We start from the raw sequence: 16,755 nt of genomic DNA on the forward strand, positions 1-16,755 counted from the left end.
CGGGCACGCGCCGCCTCCGGCGGCGCTTTGCCCACTCTACACCTTGGCAACTAATAGGCCTGCTTCGCGTCGGCCTCCTCGCTCGTCTGAATCAGGTCGAGGCTCGCCTCGATCTTGCCGATCAGGCGGTCGAACGTCCTGCGCTCGTCGGCGGACAGGCATGCCATGATTTCGCGCTCGCGCTGCTGCAAACGCGGGATCAACTCCTCGTACAGCGTCTTGCCCTTCCGTGTCAGGCGCAGGCGGAACTCGCGGCGATCCTCGGTGTTCTCGACCCGCTCGATCAGCCGCCGCTCCAGCAGCGACGTCACGGCCCGGCTGATGGTCGATTTGTGCGTGCGGGTGCACGCTGCGACATATTGCGCGCTGCAGGCCTCGCGGCGGAAGCCGAGCGTCGCCAGCACGCGCCATTCCGGAATGTCGAGCCCATAGCGCTCGCGATACTCGACGGCGAGCGCCGCGCTGACCTCCGCGGCCAGACGGTTGAGCCGGAATGGCGCGAACTTGAACAGGTCGAGCCGCTCGTCGTCCTGCGGCACCGCGGCATTTCGGTCATCCTCGACCGGCTTCGCCTGCTGCCTGGACGCCGCGGGAGATGGCTTCGCCAAGATCGCGCTCCGATTTTTGAGTTGACGCGGCCGAAGCCGTCGGCTTTAGAATAGTTGCAGGTGAGACTATCTGGCAAGACGGCCAGATGGCCTCGCCCGAGGAAATGTCGGTCGCTTCGAAAATCGTCGCGTCGAAAAGTCCAAGAAAACCACAAGGCGAGCAAGCCATGGTGCAGGCCAATCCGGGGCAGGGCGCGGGCCAGGCGAAGGTTCAGTTCGGCTATCATCGGCACGAAGACCAGGATCAGGCCACGCCGGCCGCGCATCCGGTCGTCGTCGTAGGTGCGGGTCCCGTCGGGCTGTCGTTCGCGATCGATCTCGCGCAGCGCGGCCATGCGGTCGTCGTGCTCGATGATGCCGATCGTATCGGCGAGGGCTCGCGTGCGATCTGCTTTTCGAAGCGCTCGCTGGAATATTGGGATCGGCTCGGCGTCGGCGACCGGATGGTCGACAAGGGCGTGGTGTGGAACGTCGGCCGCATCTTCCACGGCCCGTCCGAGCTCTATCAGTTCAACCTGTTGCCGGAGCCCGGGCACAAGCGGCCGGCCTTCATCAACCTGCAGCAGTTCTACGCCGAGGCCTATCTGGTCGATCGCGTCAACGCGCTGCCGGCGATCTCGCTGCGCTGGCGCAACAAGGTCACCGCGCTCGAACAGCGCAATGATCACGTGGTGCTGACGATCGAGACGCCGGACGGCCCGTATCGGCTGTCGGCGCAATATGTGATCGCCTGTGATGGCGCGCGCTCCTCGCTGCGCCAGATGGTCGGCGCGGGCTTCTCCGGCAAGGTGTTCGAGGATCAGTTCCTGATCGCCGACGTCAGGATGACGGCCGAATTCCCCACCGAGCGCTGGTTCTGGTTCGATCCGCCGTTCCACGCCGGACGCTCGGCGCTGTTGCACCGGCAGCCGGACAATGTCTGGCGCATCGACCTGCAGCTCAGCCGCTATGCCGATCCCAACGTCGAGAAGCAGCCGGAGAATGTGCGGCCACGGATCGCGCGCATGCTCGGCCATGACCAGTTCGAATTCGAGTGGATCTCGCTCTATAAATTCCAGTGCCGGCGCATGGAGCGCTTCATTCATGGTCGCGTCGTCTTCGCCGGCGACTCTGCCCATCAGGTTTCGCCGTTCGGCGCACGCGGGGCCAATTCGGGGCTGGAGGATGCCGAGAATCTGGCCTGGAAGCTCGATCGCGTGCTGCGCGGAAGCTCGCCCGCGGCGCTGCTCGACACCTACCATCTGGAGCGAAGCGCGGCGGCCGACGAGAACATTCGCGAGTCGACGCGCGCGACGGATTTCATGGCGCCGAACTCGCACCAGGAGGCGCGGCTGCGCAAAGTGGTGCTCGCGCTCGCCCGGGATACCGAATTCGGCAAGCGCATGGTCAATGGCGGCCGGCTGTCGGTTCCCTCGGTCTACGAGACGCCGCTGTCGACCGAAGATGACGAGGCCTGGGAGACCGGACCGCGCCCGGGGACATCGATGCCGGATGCGCCGCTGAAGGCAGCCGACGGACGGCACCTCCATCTTACCGATGCGTTCAACGCTCAGGGCCGGCGCTTCACGCTGCTGTCGTTTGCCAATGGTGAGGCGATCGACGTGCCCGACGATGTCGGTGTCATCCGCGTCGGCGACCCGAATGGCCTCACCGATGGCGAGGGCTTCGCGGTCAAGCGTTACGGTGTCAAACCCGGCACATCCTATCTGCTGCGTCCGGATGGCTATGTCGCGGCGCGCTTCCGGCACCCGAGCCGCGCCGCGATCGCGGCGGCGGTCGCACGCGCCTGCGGCCTGAACTGAGGAAGCCGCAACGATGACGCTCTCGACCGCCTCCAATTTCCCCAAGCCCGACGATGCCTTCCGCGCCATTGTCGAAGCCCATCGCGGCCTCTCGGACCTCGAAAGCGCCGACCTCGATGCGGCATTGGTCCTGATCCTCGCCAATCACATCGGCGACATCGGCGTCCTGCGCGACGCGATCACGCTGGCGAAACGCAGCATGGCTGATGCCGGTCAACAGCAACAACAACAGCAGCAATAGGCTGCCGCGCACACAAGGAATGAACTGATGGCGAAAGGTTTCGCATCCACGACGGATCTCACCGAGAAGAAGGTGACCTTCTCCGAGATCGGCCCGGATCTCTATGCCTTCACCGCGGAGGGCGATCCGAACTCGGCGGTGATCGTCGGCGATGACGGTTGCATCGTGTTCGATGCGCAGGCGACGCCGGCGATGGCCAACAAGGTGATCGAGCGCGTCAAGACCGTCACCGACAAGCCGATCAAATATGTCGTGCTGTCGCATTACCACGCGGTGCGCGTGCTTGGCGCTTCGGCCTATCACGCCCAGGGCATCGTCGCGTCGCAGGAGACGCGCCGGCTGATCGTCGAGCGCGGCCAGCAGGACTGGGATTCCGAATACGGCCGCTTCCCGCGCCTGTTCCAGGACGCCGAGAGCATCCCCGGCCTGACCTGGCCGACGCTGACTTTCGAAGGCGAGATGACGATCCATCTCGGCAAGCGCGAGGTGCAGCTGATCCAGCTCGGCGCCGGCCACACCTCCGGCGACATCGTCGCCTGGGTGCCGGACGCCGAGGTGATGTTCTCCGGCGACCTCATCGAATATCATTCGGCCTGCTATTGCGGCGACGCCTATCTGCGCGAATGGCCGTCGACCTTGAACGAGATCCGCGACTTCAATCCCAAGGCGATCGCGCCCGGTCGCGGCGAGGCGCTGAAAGGCGAGGCCACCGTGCGCGAGGCGATCGCGATGACGCGCGACTTCGTCAGCTCGCTGTACGGCGCGGCCGAGATGTCGGTCGCGAAGGGACGCAGCCTGAAGGAATCCATGGCCGCCACGCGCGACGTGATGGACCCGAAGTTCTCGAGCTTCGCGATCTACGAGCACTGCCTGCCGTTCAACGTGTCGCGCGCCTATGACGAGGCCAGCGGCATCGACGATCCCGTGATTTGGACCGCCGAGCGCGACCGCGAGATGTGGGCCCGCCTGCAAGGAGAAGGATGATGAACGTCAACACATCGCCTGACCAGCTCAACCGCGCCACAGGGCAGGTTACGCCGGGCTACATGTCCGGCTTCGGCAATTCGTTCGAGACCGAAGCGCTGCCTGGTGCGCTGCCAATCGGGCGCAACTCGCCGCAGCGCTGCGCCTATGGTCTCTATGCCGAGCAGCTCTCGGGCTCGCCGTTTACGGCGCCGCGCGGGTCCAACGAGCGCTCATGGCTGTATCGCATCCGTCCGTCGGTGAAGCATTCCGGCCGCTTCACACGCGTCGATGCCGGGCTGTGGCGCACCGCGCCCTGCCACGAGCAGGAGATCACGGTACAGCAGCTGCGCTGGGATCCGACTCCGATGCCGTCGGGCGAGGTGACGTTCCTGCAGGGCGTGCAGACCATGACGACGGCGGGCGATGCGGCGACGCAGGCCGGCATGGCGACGCACGTCTACGTCATCACCAGGTCGATGGTCGATCAGCACTTCTACGACGCCGACGGCGAGCTGATGTTCGTGCTGCAGCAGGGCCGCCTGTTGTTCGTCACGGAGTTCGGCCGCATCGATGCCGAGCCCGGCGAGATCGTCGTGATCCCGCGCGGCGTCAAGTTCCGGGTCGAGATTCCGGCCGGACCTGCGCGCGGCTATCTGTGCGAGAACTACGGCGGCGCCTTCACCCTGCCGGAGCGCGGCCCGATCGGCGCGAATTGCCTTGCCAATGCCCGCGACTTCCTGACGCCGGTGGCGTCGTATGAGGACAAGGACACCCCGACCGAGCTCTATGTGAAGTGGGGCGGCGCGCTGTTCAAGACCGAGCTGAAGCACTCTCCGATCGACGTCGTCGCCTGGCACGGCAACTACGCGCCCTACAAATACGACCTGCGCACCTTCTCGCCGGTCGGCGCGATCGGCTTCGATCATCCCGATCCGTCGATCTTCACCGTGCTGACCTCACCGTCGGAGACGGCGGGCACCGCCAACATCGACTTCGTGATCTTCCCGGAGCGCTGGATGGTCGCCGACAACACCTTCCGCCCGCCGTGGTATCACATGAACATCATGTCGGAGTTCATGGGCCTGATCTACGGCGTCTACGACGCCAAGCCGCAGGGCTTCGTGCCGGGCGGCATGTCCTTGCACAATTGCATGCTGCCGCACGGCCCGGACCGCGAGGCGTTCGATCACGCCAGCAATGGCGAGCTGAAGCCGGTCAAGCTGACGGGCACCATGGCGTTCATGTTCGAGACCCGCTTCCCGCAGCGGATCACCAGGCACGCAGCGGAGTCCGGCACCTTGCAGCCTGACTATGCCGATTGCTGGAACGGACTGGAGAAGCGGTTTGATCCGAACAGGCCTTAGCGCGAACTATGTCAATGCCGTCATGGCCGGGCTTGACCCCGGCCATCCACGTCTATCGTCCCGCCGGCTAGATGGATGCCCGGGCCTTCGCCGCGCCGAAGCGGCTTCGGCCGCGCAGGCGGGTCAAGCCCGGGCATGGCGACCCGGTTTGGAGAAGCATTTTGACCCACCCCAACGACCCCTCACTCCGCTCCTTCATTCCGGCCGATCCGGCCTCGGACTTTCCGATCCAGAACCTGCCCTATGGCGTGTTCTCCGCCGCCGATTCGCCGAAGCCGCGCGTCGGTGTCGCCATTGGCGATTTCGTGCTCGATCTTTCCGTGCTCGAAGATGAGGGCCTGCTCGACCTGTCGCCGGCCTATGAGGTGTTCGCGCAATCCTCGCTGAATGCCTTCATGGCGCTCGGCCCCGCCGTGTGGTCGAAGACCCGCGCGGCGATCAGCGCACTGCTGCGCCATGACAATCCGCGCCTGCGTGACGACAAGCCGCTGCGCAGCCGCGCGCTGCTGCCGCGCAACGACGTCAACCTGCACCTGCCGTTTCACGTCGCCGGCTACACCGACTTCTATTCGTCGAAGGAGCACGCCACCAATGTCGGCGTCATGTTCCGCGGCAAGGACAACGCGCTGCAGCCGAACTGGCTGCACATGCCGATCGGCTATAACGGCCGCGCGTCGACCGTGGTCGTCTCCGGCACCAAGGTGCGCCGGCCGCGCGGGCAGCTGAAGCCGCCGAGCGCCGACGTGCCGAGCTTCGGCCCGTGCAAGCGGCTCGATTTCGAGCTGGAGATGGGCGTCGTCATCGGCCAATCATCTCCGCTCGGCGAGATGCTGACCGAGGCGCAGGCGGAGGCGATGATCTTCGGCTTCGTGTTGCTCAACGACTGGAGCGCGCGCGACATCCAGCAATGGGAGTACGTCCCGCTCGGGCCGTTCCAGGCCAAGGCGTTCGCGACCTCGATCAGTCCATGGGTGGTGACATCAGAGGCGCTGGAGCCGTTCCGGGTGGCCGGGCCAACGCAGGACCCGGTGCCGCTGCCCTACCTGCAGCAGAAGGCCGCGCAGAACTACGATCTCGCGCTGGACGTCGCCTTGCGTGCGTCGGGCAGCAACGCCGCGCAGACCATCGCGCAGACCAATTTCAAGTACATGTACTGGTCGAGCGTGCAGCAGCTGATGCACCATGCCTCGTCAGGGTGTGTCATGAGCGTCGGCGATCTCCTGGGGAGTGGCACCATCTCCGGCCCGGAGAAGCACCAGCGCGGGAGCCTGCTCGAGATCAGCTGGAACGGCACCGAGCCCATCGAACTCGCCGGCGGCGTGAAGCGCACGTTCCTGGAGGACGGCGATTCGCTGGTGATGCGCGGCTGGTGCCAGGGCAACGGCTATCGCGTCGGCTTCGGCGAGGTCGAAGGCACGATCGTCGCAGCGGAGTAGCCGCCCCATCCACTGCCGTCATTCCGGGGCGGCCCGCAGGGCCGAGCCCGGAATCCATAATGACGGGGAGAGAGCTCAACGCTCCACTGGCGGCACGTGCTTCACGCCGGCGACGAAGGCGGCAACATCCTCGGCCGCATATTTCAGGTGAACGCGCTTGTCCGACGGCACTTGTTTCACCGTGCAGACCCCCGGCCGCCACTGCCGCGCCGGCCGGATCGGCCGCGGCGCGAAGCCGCCGCCGCAGTTCGGGCAGACGTTGAACAGCCTGGTCTCGACGCAGTCGGCGCAGAAGGTGCATTCATAGGAGCAGATGCGCGCGTCCTGCGCGGCCGGCGGCAGGTCCTTGTCGCAATATTCGCAATTGGGCCGAAGCTGCAGGGCCATGGGCGTCTCGCAGGTCAGGGACGCGATCACTGTCGCAAAAGCAATGATGATGTTGAAGGGCGCATTTCCCTCGATTCGCGCCGCGAAAGCTCAGCCAGTCGACAACGACGCCAGCGGCAGCTTGGCGCTTTCCTTGAGACGGTCGAGCACGATCGAGGAGCGCACGTGCGCCACGCTCTGGTGTGGCATCAGCACGTTGTTGACGATGTCTGACAGGCTCTTGAGGTCGCGCAGCACCACCTTCAGCAGGTAATCGGAATCGCCCGTCAGCGCGTAGGCCTCCTGGATGTCGTCGATGCGGTTCACCAGCGCGCGAAACTTCTCGGCGTTGTCGGGCGAATGCGTCGCCAGCGTGATCTGGATGAAGGCGATCAGCTCGAAGCCGAGCGCCTGGCTGGCGAGCTGGGCGCGGTAGCCGGCGATGACGCCGTCCTCCTCCAGCCGCATCCGCCGCCGCGAGCATTGCGAGGCCGAGAGCCCGGCGATCTCGGCCAGCTCCTGGTTGGTCAGGCGACCGTCATCCTGGAGCGCGGCCAAGATGCGGAGATCGAAGCTATCGACGGAGTTCATGCGCTATCTCCCCTAATCATGCACGGATCGTGCATATCTCGGCGAAAATGACAATGGTTTGCATGCTCCATGCACCGAATTGGGGAGATCATGAATCCAATCAGCCTAGGAGCTTGCCATGGGTCCGTTTCCTCACGATGCGCCGCCTGCCACCATCTCCGCCGACAACCCGATGGGCACGGATGGCTTCGAGTTCGTCGAATATGCGCATCCCGACGCCGGCGAGCTGCATGCCCTGTTCAAGCTGATGGGCTTCGTGGCGGTCGCGCGCCACAAGACCAAGGCGATCACGCTGTATCGCCAGGGCGACATCAACTATCTCGTCAACGAGGAGCCCGGCAGCCACGGTCACGACTTCGTCGCCGCGCACGGCCCCTGCGCGCCGTCGATGGCGTTCCGCGTGGTCGATGCCAACAAGGCTTACGCGCGCGCGATCGCGCTCGGCGCGGAGCCGGCCGACCTGCCCGCATCGCAGAAGACGCTGGACGTTCCTGTGATCAAGGGCATCGGCGGCAGCCTGCTGTATCTGGTCGATCGCTATGGCGCCAAGGGCTCGGCCTATGATCTCGAATTCGACTGGACCGGCGCGCGCGACCCGCGGCCCGCGGGCTCGGGCCTCTACTATATCGATCACCTGACCCACAATGTGCATCGCGGCCGCATGAACGTGTGGGCCGGCTTCTACGAAAAGCTGTTCAACTTCCGCCAGATCCGCTTCTTCGACATCGAGGGCCGCGCCTCCGGCCTGTTCTCGCGCGCGCTGACCAGCCCCGACGGCAAGATCCGGATTCCGATCAACGAGGACGCTGGCGATTCCGGGCAGATCGAGGAGTATCTGAAGATCTATCGCGGCGAAGGCATCCAGCACATCGCCTGCGGCGCCCGCGACATCTACTCAACCGTCGAGGGCCTGCGCGCCGCCGGCCTGCCGTTCATGCCGTCGCCGCCCGACACCTATTTCGAGCGCATCGACGCGCGTTTGCCCAAGCATGGCGAGGACCTCGCCCGGCTGCAGAGAAACGGCATCCTGATCGACGGCGAGGGCGTCGTTGCCGGCGGTTACACCAAGGTGCTGCTGCAGATCTTCTCGGCCAATGCCATCGGCCCGATCTTCTTCGAGTTCATCCAGCGCAAGGGCGACGACGGTTTTGGCGAAGGCAACTTCAAGGCGCTGTTCGAGTCGATCGAGGAGGACCAGATCCGCCGCGGCGTGCTGAAGGTGGAGGCGGCGGAGTAGGGCCGCTCATCGGTGTGTGTTGCTCTCGCTGATGCAGCCCAGACTTCCGCTGTAGCCCTGGATTGCTTCCGCCTTCGCTCTTCGAGCTTCGGCGGACAAGTCGTTGCGCTCGCAATGACGGTGTGTGTGTGGGACGCACGCCGTCGCTCCACAGACAGTGTCGTCCCGGCGAACGCCGGGACCCATACCGCGTGATGTATCGATCGGGCACAGTCATCGATAATTTTCGCCACACGACGGCCGGTGGCTATGGGTCCCGGCGTTCGCCGGGACGACACCGCGTTTGAGGAGGGGGCGTGGCCAACTCATTCAGATCGGAATAGTCGCGTAGCGCACCGTCGGCGCGACCGCAGCCGTCCGCTTAACGCCCAGCCTTCCAAGCATTCACCAGCGTCCCGATCTCCGTCACCTCCGGCTCACGGATGGTCGACGGCGTCCGTGAGAACCTTGGCGCTGGCGCGGGTTGCGTCACGCCGTGCCGCTGGACGAACACGCCGCGCGCGGCCATGTGCGCATGCCTCGGTGCCTCCGACATCGTCAGCACGGGCGCGAAGCAGATGTCGGTGCCTTCCATGATCGCGCACCATTCCTCGCGCGTCTTGCTCTTGAACACGCTGACCAGCTTCTCCTTCAGCGCCGGCCAGGCGCGCGGGTCCATCTGCGCGTCGAAGGCGGGGTCGGAGAGGTCGGCGTGCTGGCGCAGCAGCGCGTAGAACTGCGGTTCGATCGATCCGATCGAGATGAAGTTGCCGCAGGCGCATTCGTAGACGCCATAGAAATGCGCGCCGCCGTCGAGGAAGTTGCGCTCACGCCCCTCGGTCCAGCGGCCCATCGCGGTGAGGTCGAAGAACATCGCGAGCAGCGAGGCCGCGCCGTCGCACATCGCGGTGTCCACCACTTGTCCCTTGCCGGACTTTGACGCTTCCAGCAGCGCGGCAAGCACACCGACGACGAGGTAGAGCGCGCCGCCGCCGAAGTCGCCGACCAGGTTGAGCGGCGGCACCGGGCGCTCCCGGGGTCCGATCGCGGCCAGCGCGCCGGTGATCGAGATATAGTTGATGTCGTGACCGGCCGCATGCGCCAGCGGTCCCTCCTGGCCCCAGCCGGTCATGCGGCCGTAGACCAGCTTCGGATTGCGCGCGAGCACCGCGTCGGGGCCGAGGCCGAGCCGCTCCATCACGCCGGGCCGGAAGCCTTCGATCAGCGCGTCGGCATCGGCGAGCAGATCGAGCACCTCGGCGATGACCGACTTGTCCTTGAGATCGAGCTCGATCACCTTGCGGCCGCGGCCGGCGACCGACTTCATCGTCTTGCGCGCGCCGACACGATCCAGCGTCACCACTTCCGCGCCCATGTCCGCCAGTAGCATGCAGGCGAACGGACCCGGTCCGATGCCGGCGAACTCGACGATGCGGAAGCCTGCGAGCGGTCCGGTGGCGCGGGTCTGGTTGTGAGGAGCGGTCTTGTCGAGCACGTCGTTGTGTCCTTGATTCACGCGTCTTTTCGGATCGCGTTCTGATCCGCAATTGTCCCGCGTGCATCAGGCCAACGCAAGCGCGCCGTATGCCGCAAAGCAAAACGGCGCGCATTGCTGCGCGCCGCATGGAATTTGTCGTGCCGTTGCGCGGAATGATCCGCGTTGTGAGGTCAGCCCGCGGCCTGCACCGCGCGCTGCGCCATCACCTTCACCAGATTGGCGCGATAATCGGCCGAGCCGTGGATGTCGCTGAGCAGGCCGCTCGCCGGGATGCTGACCCCGTCGATCGCCGACGCCGACCAGTTCGACTTCAAAGCCGCCTCGATCGCGGGCACGCGCATCACGCCGCTCTGCGAGGCGCCGGTGGCCGCGACGCGGACGTCGCCGCCCTTGGTCTTGGTGACGAACACACCCGTGAGCGCAAAGCGCGACGCGGGGTGGCGCATCTTGGCGTAGCCGGCCTTCTCCGGCACCGGGAACGACACCTCGGTGATGATCTCGCCGTCCTCGAGCGCCGTCGTGAACAGGCCCTTGAAGAAATCACCGGCCGCGATCGACCGCTTGTTGGTCTTCACGGTTGCACCGAGCGAGACCAGCGCCGCGGGGAAGTCCGCTGCCGGGTCGTTGTTGGCGATCGAGCCGCCGATCGTGCCGCGGGAGCGTACCGCGGGATCGCCGAGCACCGAGGTGAGATGGGCGATGGCAGGGATCGCCTTCTTCACATCGGCATTGGTCATGATGTCGTAGTAGGTGGTCGCGGCCTTGATGGTGAGCGTGTCGCCGGTCAACTGGATGCCGATCAGGTCCTTGATCTTGCCGATGTCGATGACATCGGACGGAGCAGCAAGCCGCTGCTTCATCACCGGGATCAGGGTATGACCGCCGGCCAGGAACTTGGCTTCGCTGCCCTTGGAGAACAGCGCCGCGGCCTCGTCGACCGAGGAGGCACGGTGATAAGTGGTCTGGTACATGGTTGCTCCTCCGTTCGATCAGGCGTTGCCATGGATCGCGTGCCACACGCGGTCCGGCGTCGCCGGCATTTCCAGCTTGTTGTTGCCGATCGCATCCGTGATCGCGTTGATCACGGCGGCGGATGCGCCGATCGCGCCGGCCTCGCCGCAGCCCTTCACGCCGAGCGGATTGCCCGGGCACAGGGTCGTGGTGTGGCTGAGCTTGAAGGACGGCACGTCGTCGGCGCGCGGCATCGCGTAGTCCATGAAGGACGCCGTGACCGGCTGGCCGTTGCTATCGTAGATCGCGTGCTCGAGCAGCGCCTGGCCGATGCCCTGGACGAGACCGCCGTGGACCTGACCTTCGACGATCATCGGGTTGATGAGCCGGCCGAAATCGTCCGCCGCCACGAAGTTGACGAACGACGTCTTGCCGGTGGCCTCGTCGACCTCGAGCTCGCAGATATAGGTGCCGGCCGGGAAGGTGAAGTTGGTCGGATCGTAGAAGGCACTCTCCTTCAATCCGGGCTCCATGCCGTCCGGCAGGTTGTGCGCGGTGTAGGCGGCGAGCGCGACCATCGGCAGCGCGATCGACTTGTCGGTGCCGGTCACCTTGAACTCGCCGTTCTCGATGACGATGTCGCCTTCCGAGGCCTCCAGTGCATGCGCTGCGATCTTCTTGGCCTTGGCCTCGACCTTCTCCATCGCCTTGAGGATCGCGGTGAGGCCGACTGCGGCCGAGCGCGAGCCGTAGGTGCCCATACCGAACTGCACCTTGTCGGTGTCGCCATGAACGATCGAGACCTGGCTGATCGGCACGCCCAGGCGCTCGGCGATGAGCTGGCAGAAGGTGGTCTCGTGGCCCTGGCCGTGGCTGTGCGAGCCGGTGAGCACCTCGATGGTGCCGACCGGATTGACGCGGATCTCAGCCGATTCCCACAGACCGACGCCGGCGCCAAGGCTGCCGACTGCTTTGGACGGCGCGATGCCGCAGGCCTCGATGTAGCAGGAGAAGCCGATGCCGCGCAGCTTGCCCTGCGCCTTGGCGGCCGCCTTGCGGCCTGCGAAGCCGGCATAGTCGATGGCCTTCAGCGCCGCGTCGAGCGAGGCGTTGAAGTCGCCGGTGTCGTAGGCCATGATCACCGGGGTCTGGTGCGGGAACTGGGTGATGAAGTTCTTGCGCCGCAGCTCGGCCGGATCGACCTTGAGCTGGCGCGCCGCGGTCTCCATCAGCCGCTCCAGCAGATAGCTCGCCTCAGGGCGTCCGGCGCCGCGATAGGCGTCGACCGGCGTGGTGTTGGTGTAGACGCCCATCACCTCGGCATAGATCGCCGGGATGTTGTACTGGCCCGACAGCAGGGTCGCGTACAGATAGGTCGGCACCGAGGACGAGAACAGCGACATGTAGGCGCCGAAATTGGCGTGGGTCTTGACGCGCAGCCCCAGGATCTTGTTGTCGGCATCGAGCGCCATCTCCGCCTTGGAGATGTGGTCGCGGCCGTGCGCGTCGGTCAGGAACGCCTCGGTGCGGTCGCCGGTCCACTTCACCGGGCGGCCGACCTTCTTGGAGGCCCACAGCGCCACCATCTCCTCGGGATAGATGAAGATCTTGGAGCCGAAGCCGCCGCCGACGTCGGGCGCGATGACGCGCAGCTTGTGCTCCGGCGCGATGTTGTAGAACGCCGACAGCACCAGGCGGGCGACGTGCGGGTTCTGCGACGTCGTGTAGAGCGTGAAGTGCTCCTCGGCGGCGTCGTAGTCGGCGATCGCCGCGCGCGGCTCCATCGCGTTGGGTGCGAGCCGGTTGTTGGTCAATTCCAGCGTGACGACGTTGGCGGCCTTGGCGAAGGCGGCGTTGACCGCTCCCTCGTCGCCAATATGCCAGTCATAGACGACGTTGCCGGGGGCCTCCGGGTGAAGCTGCGGCGCGCCGGGCTTCAGCGCGGAGGGCATGTCGGCCACTGCCGGCAGCTCTTCATATTCCACCACGACGGCTTCGGCCGCGTCACGGGCGAGGTTCTTGCTCTCAGCGATCACCACGGCGACGGCCTGGCCGACGAACCGCACGGTCTCCGGCGCCATCGCCGGCCATGCGCCCATCTTCATCGGCGAGCCGTCCTTCGAGGTGATCGCCCAGCCGCAGATCAGGTTGCCGACCTTGTCGTCGACGATCTGCCTGCCGGTCAGCACCGCGACCACGCCCGGCATCGCCTCGGCGGCCGAGGAGTCGATGCTCTTGACCTTGGCATGCGCGTGCGGGCTGCGGATGAAATGGGCAAAGGTCATGCCCACCAGTTTGACGTCGTCGACGTAACGGCCCTTGCCGGTGATGAAACGCTTGTCCTCCTTGCGGACGACGCTGGCGCCAATGCCTTCCATACCCATGCGAATCTCTCCCCTACCGGAGTTCTATTGTCCCGCCGCGGCCATCGCGCGCAGCGGTCGTGGTCTCGGTATTGCGGTAAACGGCGGCTCTCGCCCGCCTCATTCGGCAGCTTGCGCGACCTTCATCCGTCCGGCAGCGTCGAGCACGGCCTTGACGATGTTGTGATAGCCGGTGCAGCGGCAGATGTTGCCTTCCAGCTCCTCACGCACCGTGCTCTCGTCGAGCTCGCCTCCGTGGCGGTGCACAATATCGATCGCCGACATGATCATGCCCGGCGTGCAATAGCCGCATTGCAGGCCGTGATTGTCGCGGAAGGCGGCCTGCATCGGGTGCAGCTCGTCGCCCTTGGCGATGCCTTCGATGGTGGTGACGTTGGCGCCGGCAGCCTGGCCGGCGAGCACGGTGCAGGATTTCACGGCACGGCCGTCGATATGGACGACGCAGGCGCCGCATTGGCTGGTGTCACAGCCGACATGGGTGCCGGTGAGATTGAGATGATCCCGCAGGAGGTGAACGAGCAGGGTGCGATCCTCGGCCTCGACCGAGACCGCCTTGCCGTTCACCGTCAGTTTGACTGTCGACACGAGTAACCTCCCGATGAATTTTTCTTATTCTGATTAGAAACAGCGCCCTCAGGACTTTGCAACTCGAATTTTCGTCTCTGATGTCATTGCGACGTCTTGCGCGCGGCCTCGGCGATTCGGTCGCATGTGGCCCGCCATGCGAGGCGGCACCGGCACAGGTGAGAGCGCAGGCCGTAGGCCGATGCCGCCCATTTACCGCCCCTTAGCCATTGTGACGTAGTTTTGATCACGCTCTGGTGCGTTGCCGCCGGGCGGGTTGGTTTGTGGCCAATATTAAAGAATGGCGTGTCGGGGGTGGGAATGTCTGCGCAGCTTGCGCCGCAGTCGCGGCGTGCCAATTTTCTGACCCTGCGATTTCGCGGCAAGATCGTCCTCGGCTTTGCCGTGGTGCTGGCCATCTCCGCCGCCAGCATCGGCTTCTCCTATCTGGGGTTCGAGCGGGTCGCCGCGGCGGTGGCGGCCTATCGCGGCAGCGTTGCGGAAGCCGACACCGCCCGCACCGTCGATCGCGAGCTGGTCTCGTACCAGGCGCTCGCCCGTTATTATGCCCTGACCGGCAAAGCCGAGGACGAGGCGGCGGCCACCGCTGCCCAGCAGGCGCTCCAGGCCGCGATCGACAAATCGATGGCCGCGACCGGCGCCGAGCGGCGTGCGCAGGTCGGCAAGTTGCAGGCGCAGTTTCAGGCCTTCGCCAAGACGTTCTCGAGCATCGTTGCCCTGACCCGCGAGAACGCCAAGCTGGCGACCGACCAGATCGGCATCATCGGCAACAAGATCCGCTTCAAGTTCGATGATCTGGCGGACACTGCCGCGCTCGCCGGCCTGCCGTCGGTGCAGACGACGGCCAAGGACCTCACCGGCCAGTACCTGACCGTGTCCGCGCTGGTCGGGACCTATATCGCCAAGCCGGATGCCAAGACCGCCGACGGCGCCATCGCGCGCACGCGCTTCCTGGAAACCTCGCTGGTGACGATCTATGCCAATGACGAGAAGATCACCCAGCGCGTCGCCGAGCTCGGCGACCTGATCAAGCAGTATCGCGCCGCCTTCATCAAGCTATCGGAGAACATGAAGGCGCTCGGCAAGCTCGAACAGGAAATGGGCCTCGTCGGGACCGAGATCATCGCGCTGTCGAACGGGCTGAAATCCGAGGTCGCCTCCGACCAGCAGCGCATCGAGGCCGCCGCCAACACCACCATCGCGGACATCGAGCGGCTGATCGCGATGCTGGCGATCGGCGGGCTGACGCTCGGCGCCGTGCTGGCGCTGATGCTCGGCAACGGCATTTCCAGGCCGATGATCACGATGTGCAAGGCGATGCGCGAGCTTGCCTCGGGCAATTTCGACGTCCGGCTGCCCGGCCTCGGGCGCAGCGACGAGATCGGCGAGATGGCGGCGGCGGTCGAGGAGTTCAAAGTGCAGGCGGTGGCCAAGGCCGAGCGCGACGCCGCGACGCAGGACGCCCAGAACAAGGCGGCGGGCGCCGCGCGGCGGGCCGAGCTCATCCGCTTCGCCGACGAGTTCGAGACCGCCGTCGGCTCGATCGTGTCCAACGTCTCGACCTCGGCCGAGCACCTCGAGCAGGCGGCCTCGACGCTGACGCGCACCGCCGAGACCACGCAGTCGCTGGCGAGCCGCGTCAGCGGCACCTCCGACCAGGCCACCGGCCGCATCCACTCGGTGGCGAGCGCGACCGACGAGCTGTCGGCCTCGGTCGACGAGATCGGCCGCCAAGTCCGCGAGTCCAGCCGCATCGCGGAATCCGCCGTGGCCCAGGCCGAGGAGACCGACGGGCGCATCGGCAAGCTGTCGCGCGCGGCGCAGGAGATCGGCGACGTCGTCAAGCTGATCACCGCGATCGCCGAGCAGACCAACCTGCTGGCGCTGAACGCGACCATCGAGGCCGCCCGCGCCGGCGATGCCGGCCGCGGCTTTGCGGTGGTGGCTTCCGAGGTCAAGTCGCTGGCGGAGCAGACCGCCAAGGCGACCGACGACATCTCCAACCACATCTCAGGCATGCAGGCGGCGACCCAGGAGTCGGTGACCGCGATCAAGCAGATCGGCGGCACCATCCGCCAGATCTCGACCATCGCCTCGTCGATCGCGACCGCGGTCGAGCAGCAGGGCGGCGCGACCCAGGAGATCGCCAGGAATGTGCAGAGCGTCGCTGCGGGCACGCAGGCCGCCGCCACCGACATCACCCAGGTCAATCGCGGCGCGACCCAGACCGGCGAAGCCTCGGAGGAGGTGCTGCGCTCGGCCCAGTCGCTGTCCTCGGAGAGCGCCCGCCTGCGCGCGGAGCTCAACCGCTTCATGGCCAACATCCGCGCGGCGTAAATCGTCAGGACTTTTGCCGGTCGCACTCGATCGGCCGATGGTATGCCGAGGCCGCGGCTGCACATTCCGCTGTCGTCCCCGCGAACGCGGGGACCCATACGCCGCAGCAGTCGTGGGACGGGCGGTATTGATCGCGTACCTCAAATTGGCATCACGCGGTATGGATCCCGGGTCTGCGTCCGCCGACGCTTTGCGTCAGCGGACTTGCCCGGGACGACAGCCAAGTGTGAGGCGGCATTTGGGGCCCGCTACGCGACCGTCTGACCCGGCCTGATTGGTGCCGAGAGTAGGTTCCCCACCCCGCTTGGGGGAACCCAGCGCTGGCCGAGACGTTGGGTCGCAGCGGCAGGGTTTCGCTGCCGCATTTGCTTCATCCTCTCGGTCGAGCATGCGGTGCGACCCGCGCCGTC

Annotated in this window: 14 protein-coding genes; 7 read left to right on the top strand and 7 right to left on the bottom strand. The window is 66.0% G+C overall.

Going from position 1 to position 16,755, the window contains the following annotated elements:
- Positions 1–50: 50 nt before the first annotated feature.
- On the bottom strand, positions 51–608 hold the full coding sequence (locus QX010_RS10385; RefSeq protein WP_316179251.1) for a MarR family transcriptional regulator: 558 nt from the start codon (positions 606–608) through the stop codon (positions 51–53).
- Positions 609–775: 167 nt separating this feature from the next.
- Here QX010_RS10385 and QX010_RS10390 point away from each other — a divergent pair, with 167 nt between their 5' ends.
- The 5 genes from QX010_RS10390 to fahA all read left to right on the top strand — a co-directional run bounded on the left by QX010_RS10390 (position 776) and on the right by fahA (position 6,417).
- Positions 776–2,410 (top strand): FAD-dependent oxidoreductase, encoded by a 1,635-nt coding sequence (locus QX010_RS10390; protein ID WP_316179252.1) that lies wholly within the window; start codon positions 776–778, stop codon positions 2,408–2,410.
- Between the two features lie 13 nt (positions 2,411–2,423).
- Positions 2,424–2,651 (top strand): DUF2783 domain-containing protein, encoded by a 228-nt coding sequence (locus tag QX010_RS10395; RefSeq protein WP_315801718.1) that lies wholly within the window; start codon positions 2,424–2,426, stop codon positions 2,649–2,651.
- A gap of 27 nt (positions 2,652–2,678) precedes the next feature.
- Positions 2,679–3,635: an MBL fold metallo-hydrolase gene (locus tag QX010_RS10400; RefSeq protein WP_316179254.1), complete on the top strand. Its 957-nt coding sequence runs from the start codon at positions 2,679–2,681 to the stop codon at positions 3,633–3,635.
- Positions 3,635–4,981, top strand: a complete 1,347-nt coding sequence (hmgA, locus tag QX010_RS10405) for a homogentisate 1,2-dioxygenase (RefSeq protein ID WP_316179256.1) — start codon at positions 3,635–3,637, stop codon at positions 4,979–4,981. The genes QX010_RS10400 and hmgA overlap by 1 nt, the downstream gene beginning before the upstream one ends.
- 161 nt (positions 4,982–5,142) lie before the next feature.
- On the top strand, positions 5,143–6,417 hold the full coding sequence (gene fahA, locus QX010_RS10410; RefSeq protein ID WP_316179257.1) for a fumarylacetoacetase: 1,275 nt from the start codon (positions 5,143–5,145) through the stop codon (positions 6,415–6,417).
- 75 nt (positions 6,418–6,492) lie between these two features.
- Here the strand turns inward: fahA and QX010_RS10415 are convergent, their stop codons facing one another.
- On the bottom strand, positions 6,493–6,804 hold the full coding sequence (locus QX010_RS10415) for a DUF1272 domain-containing protein (RefSeq protein ID WP_315801714.1): 312 nt from the start codon (positions 6,802–6,804) through the stop codon (positions 6,493–6,495).
- A 90-nt stretch (positions 6,805–6,894) separates the two neighbouring features.
- Entirely contained in the window at positions 6,895–7,374 is a 480-nt protein-coding gene (locus tag QX010_RS10420) for an Lrp/AsnC family transcriptional regulator (RefSeq protein WP_315801713.1), read from the bottom strand.
- 118 nt (positions 7,375–7,492) lie between these two features.
- Here QX010_RS10420 and hppD point away from each other — a divergent pair, with 118 nt between their 5' ends.
- Positions 7,493–8,611: a 4-hydroxyphenylpyruvate dioxygenase gene (gene hppD / locus QX010_RS10425; RefSeq protein ID WP_316179260.1), complete on the top strand. Its 1,119-nt coding sequence runs from the start codon at positions 7,493–7,495 to the stop codon at positions 8,609–8,611.
- A 361-nt stretch (positions 8,612–8,972) separates the two neighbouring features.
- Here the strand turns inward: hppD and QX010_RS10430 are convergent, their stop codons facing one another.
- From QX010_RS10430 to QX010_RS10445, 4 genes are all read right to left on the bottom strand, one after another.
- A complete protein-coding gene (locus QX010_RS10430; RefSeq protein WP_316179426.1) occupies positions 8,973–10,085 on the bottom strand; it encodes a CaiB/BaiF CoA-transferase family protein in 1,113 nt (370 codons plus the stop codon).
- A gap of 173 nt (positions 10,086–10,258) precedes the next feature.
- Entirely contained in the window at positions 10,259–11,059 is an 801-nt protein-coding gene (locus tag QX010_RS10435) for a xanthine dehydrogenase family protein subunit M (RefSeq protein ID WP_316179262.1), read from the bottom strand.
- Between the two features lie 18 nt (positions 11,060–11,077).
- A complete protein-coding gene (locus QX010_RS10440; protein ID WP_316179263.1) occupies positions 11,078–13,423 on the bottom strand; it encodes a xanthine dehydrogenase family protein molybdopterin-binding subunit in 2,346 nt (781 codons plus the stop codon).
- Positions 13,424–13,522: 99 nt separating this feature from the next.
- Positions 13,523–14,008: a (2Fe-2S)-binding protein gene (locus QX010_RS10445; protein WP_315717018.1), complete on the bottom strand. Its 486-nt coding sequence runs from the start codon at positions 14,006–14,008 to the stop codon at positions 13,523–13,525.
- Between the two features lie 300 nt (positions 14,009–14,308).
- Between QX010_RS10445 and QX010_RS10450 the strand changes: the two genes are divergently transcribed.
- Positions 14,309–16,345 carry a methyl-accepting chemotaxis protein gene (locus tag QX010_RS10450; protein WP_316179265.1) on the top strand — a complete coding sequence of 679 codons (2,037 nt, stop codon included), beginning with the start codon at positions 14,309–14,311 and terminating at the stop codon, positions 16,343–16,345.
- Positions 16,346–16,755: the final 410 nt, after the last annotated feature.

This window comes from Bradyrhizobium sp. SZCCHNRI1009 (assembly GCF_032487575.1).
In the GTDB taxonomy this organism is placed as follows: domain Bacteria; phylum Pseudomonadota; class Alphaproteobacteria; order Rhizobiales; family Xanthobacteraceae; genus Bradyrhizobium.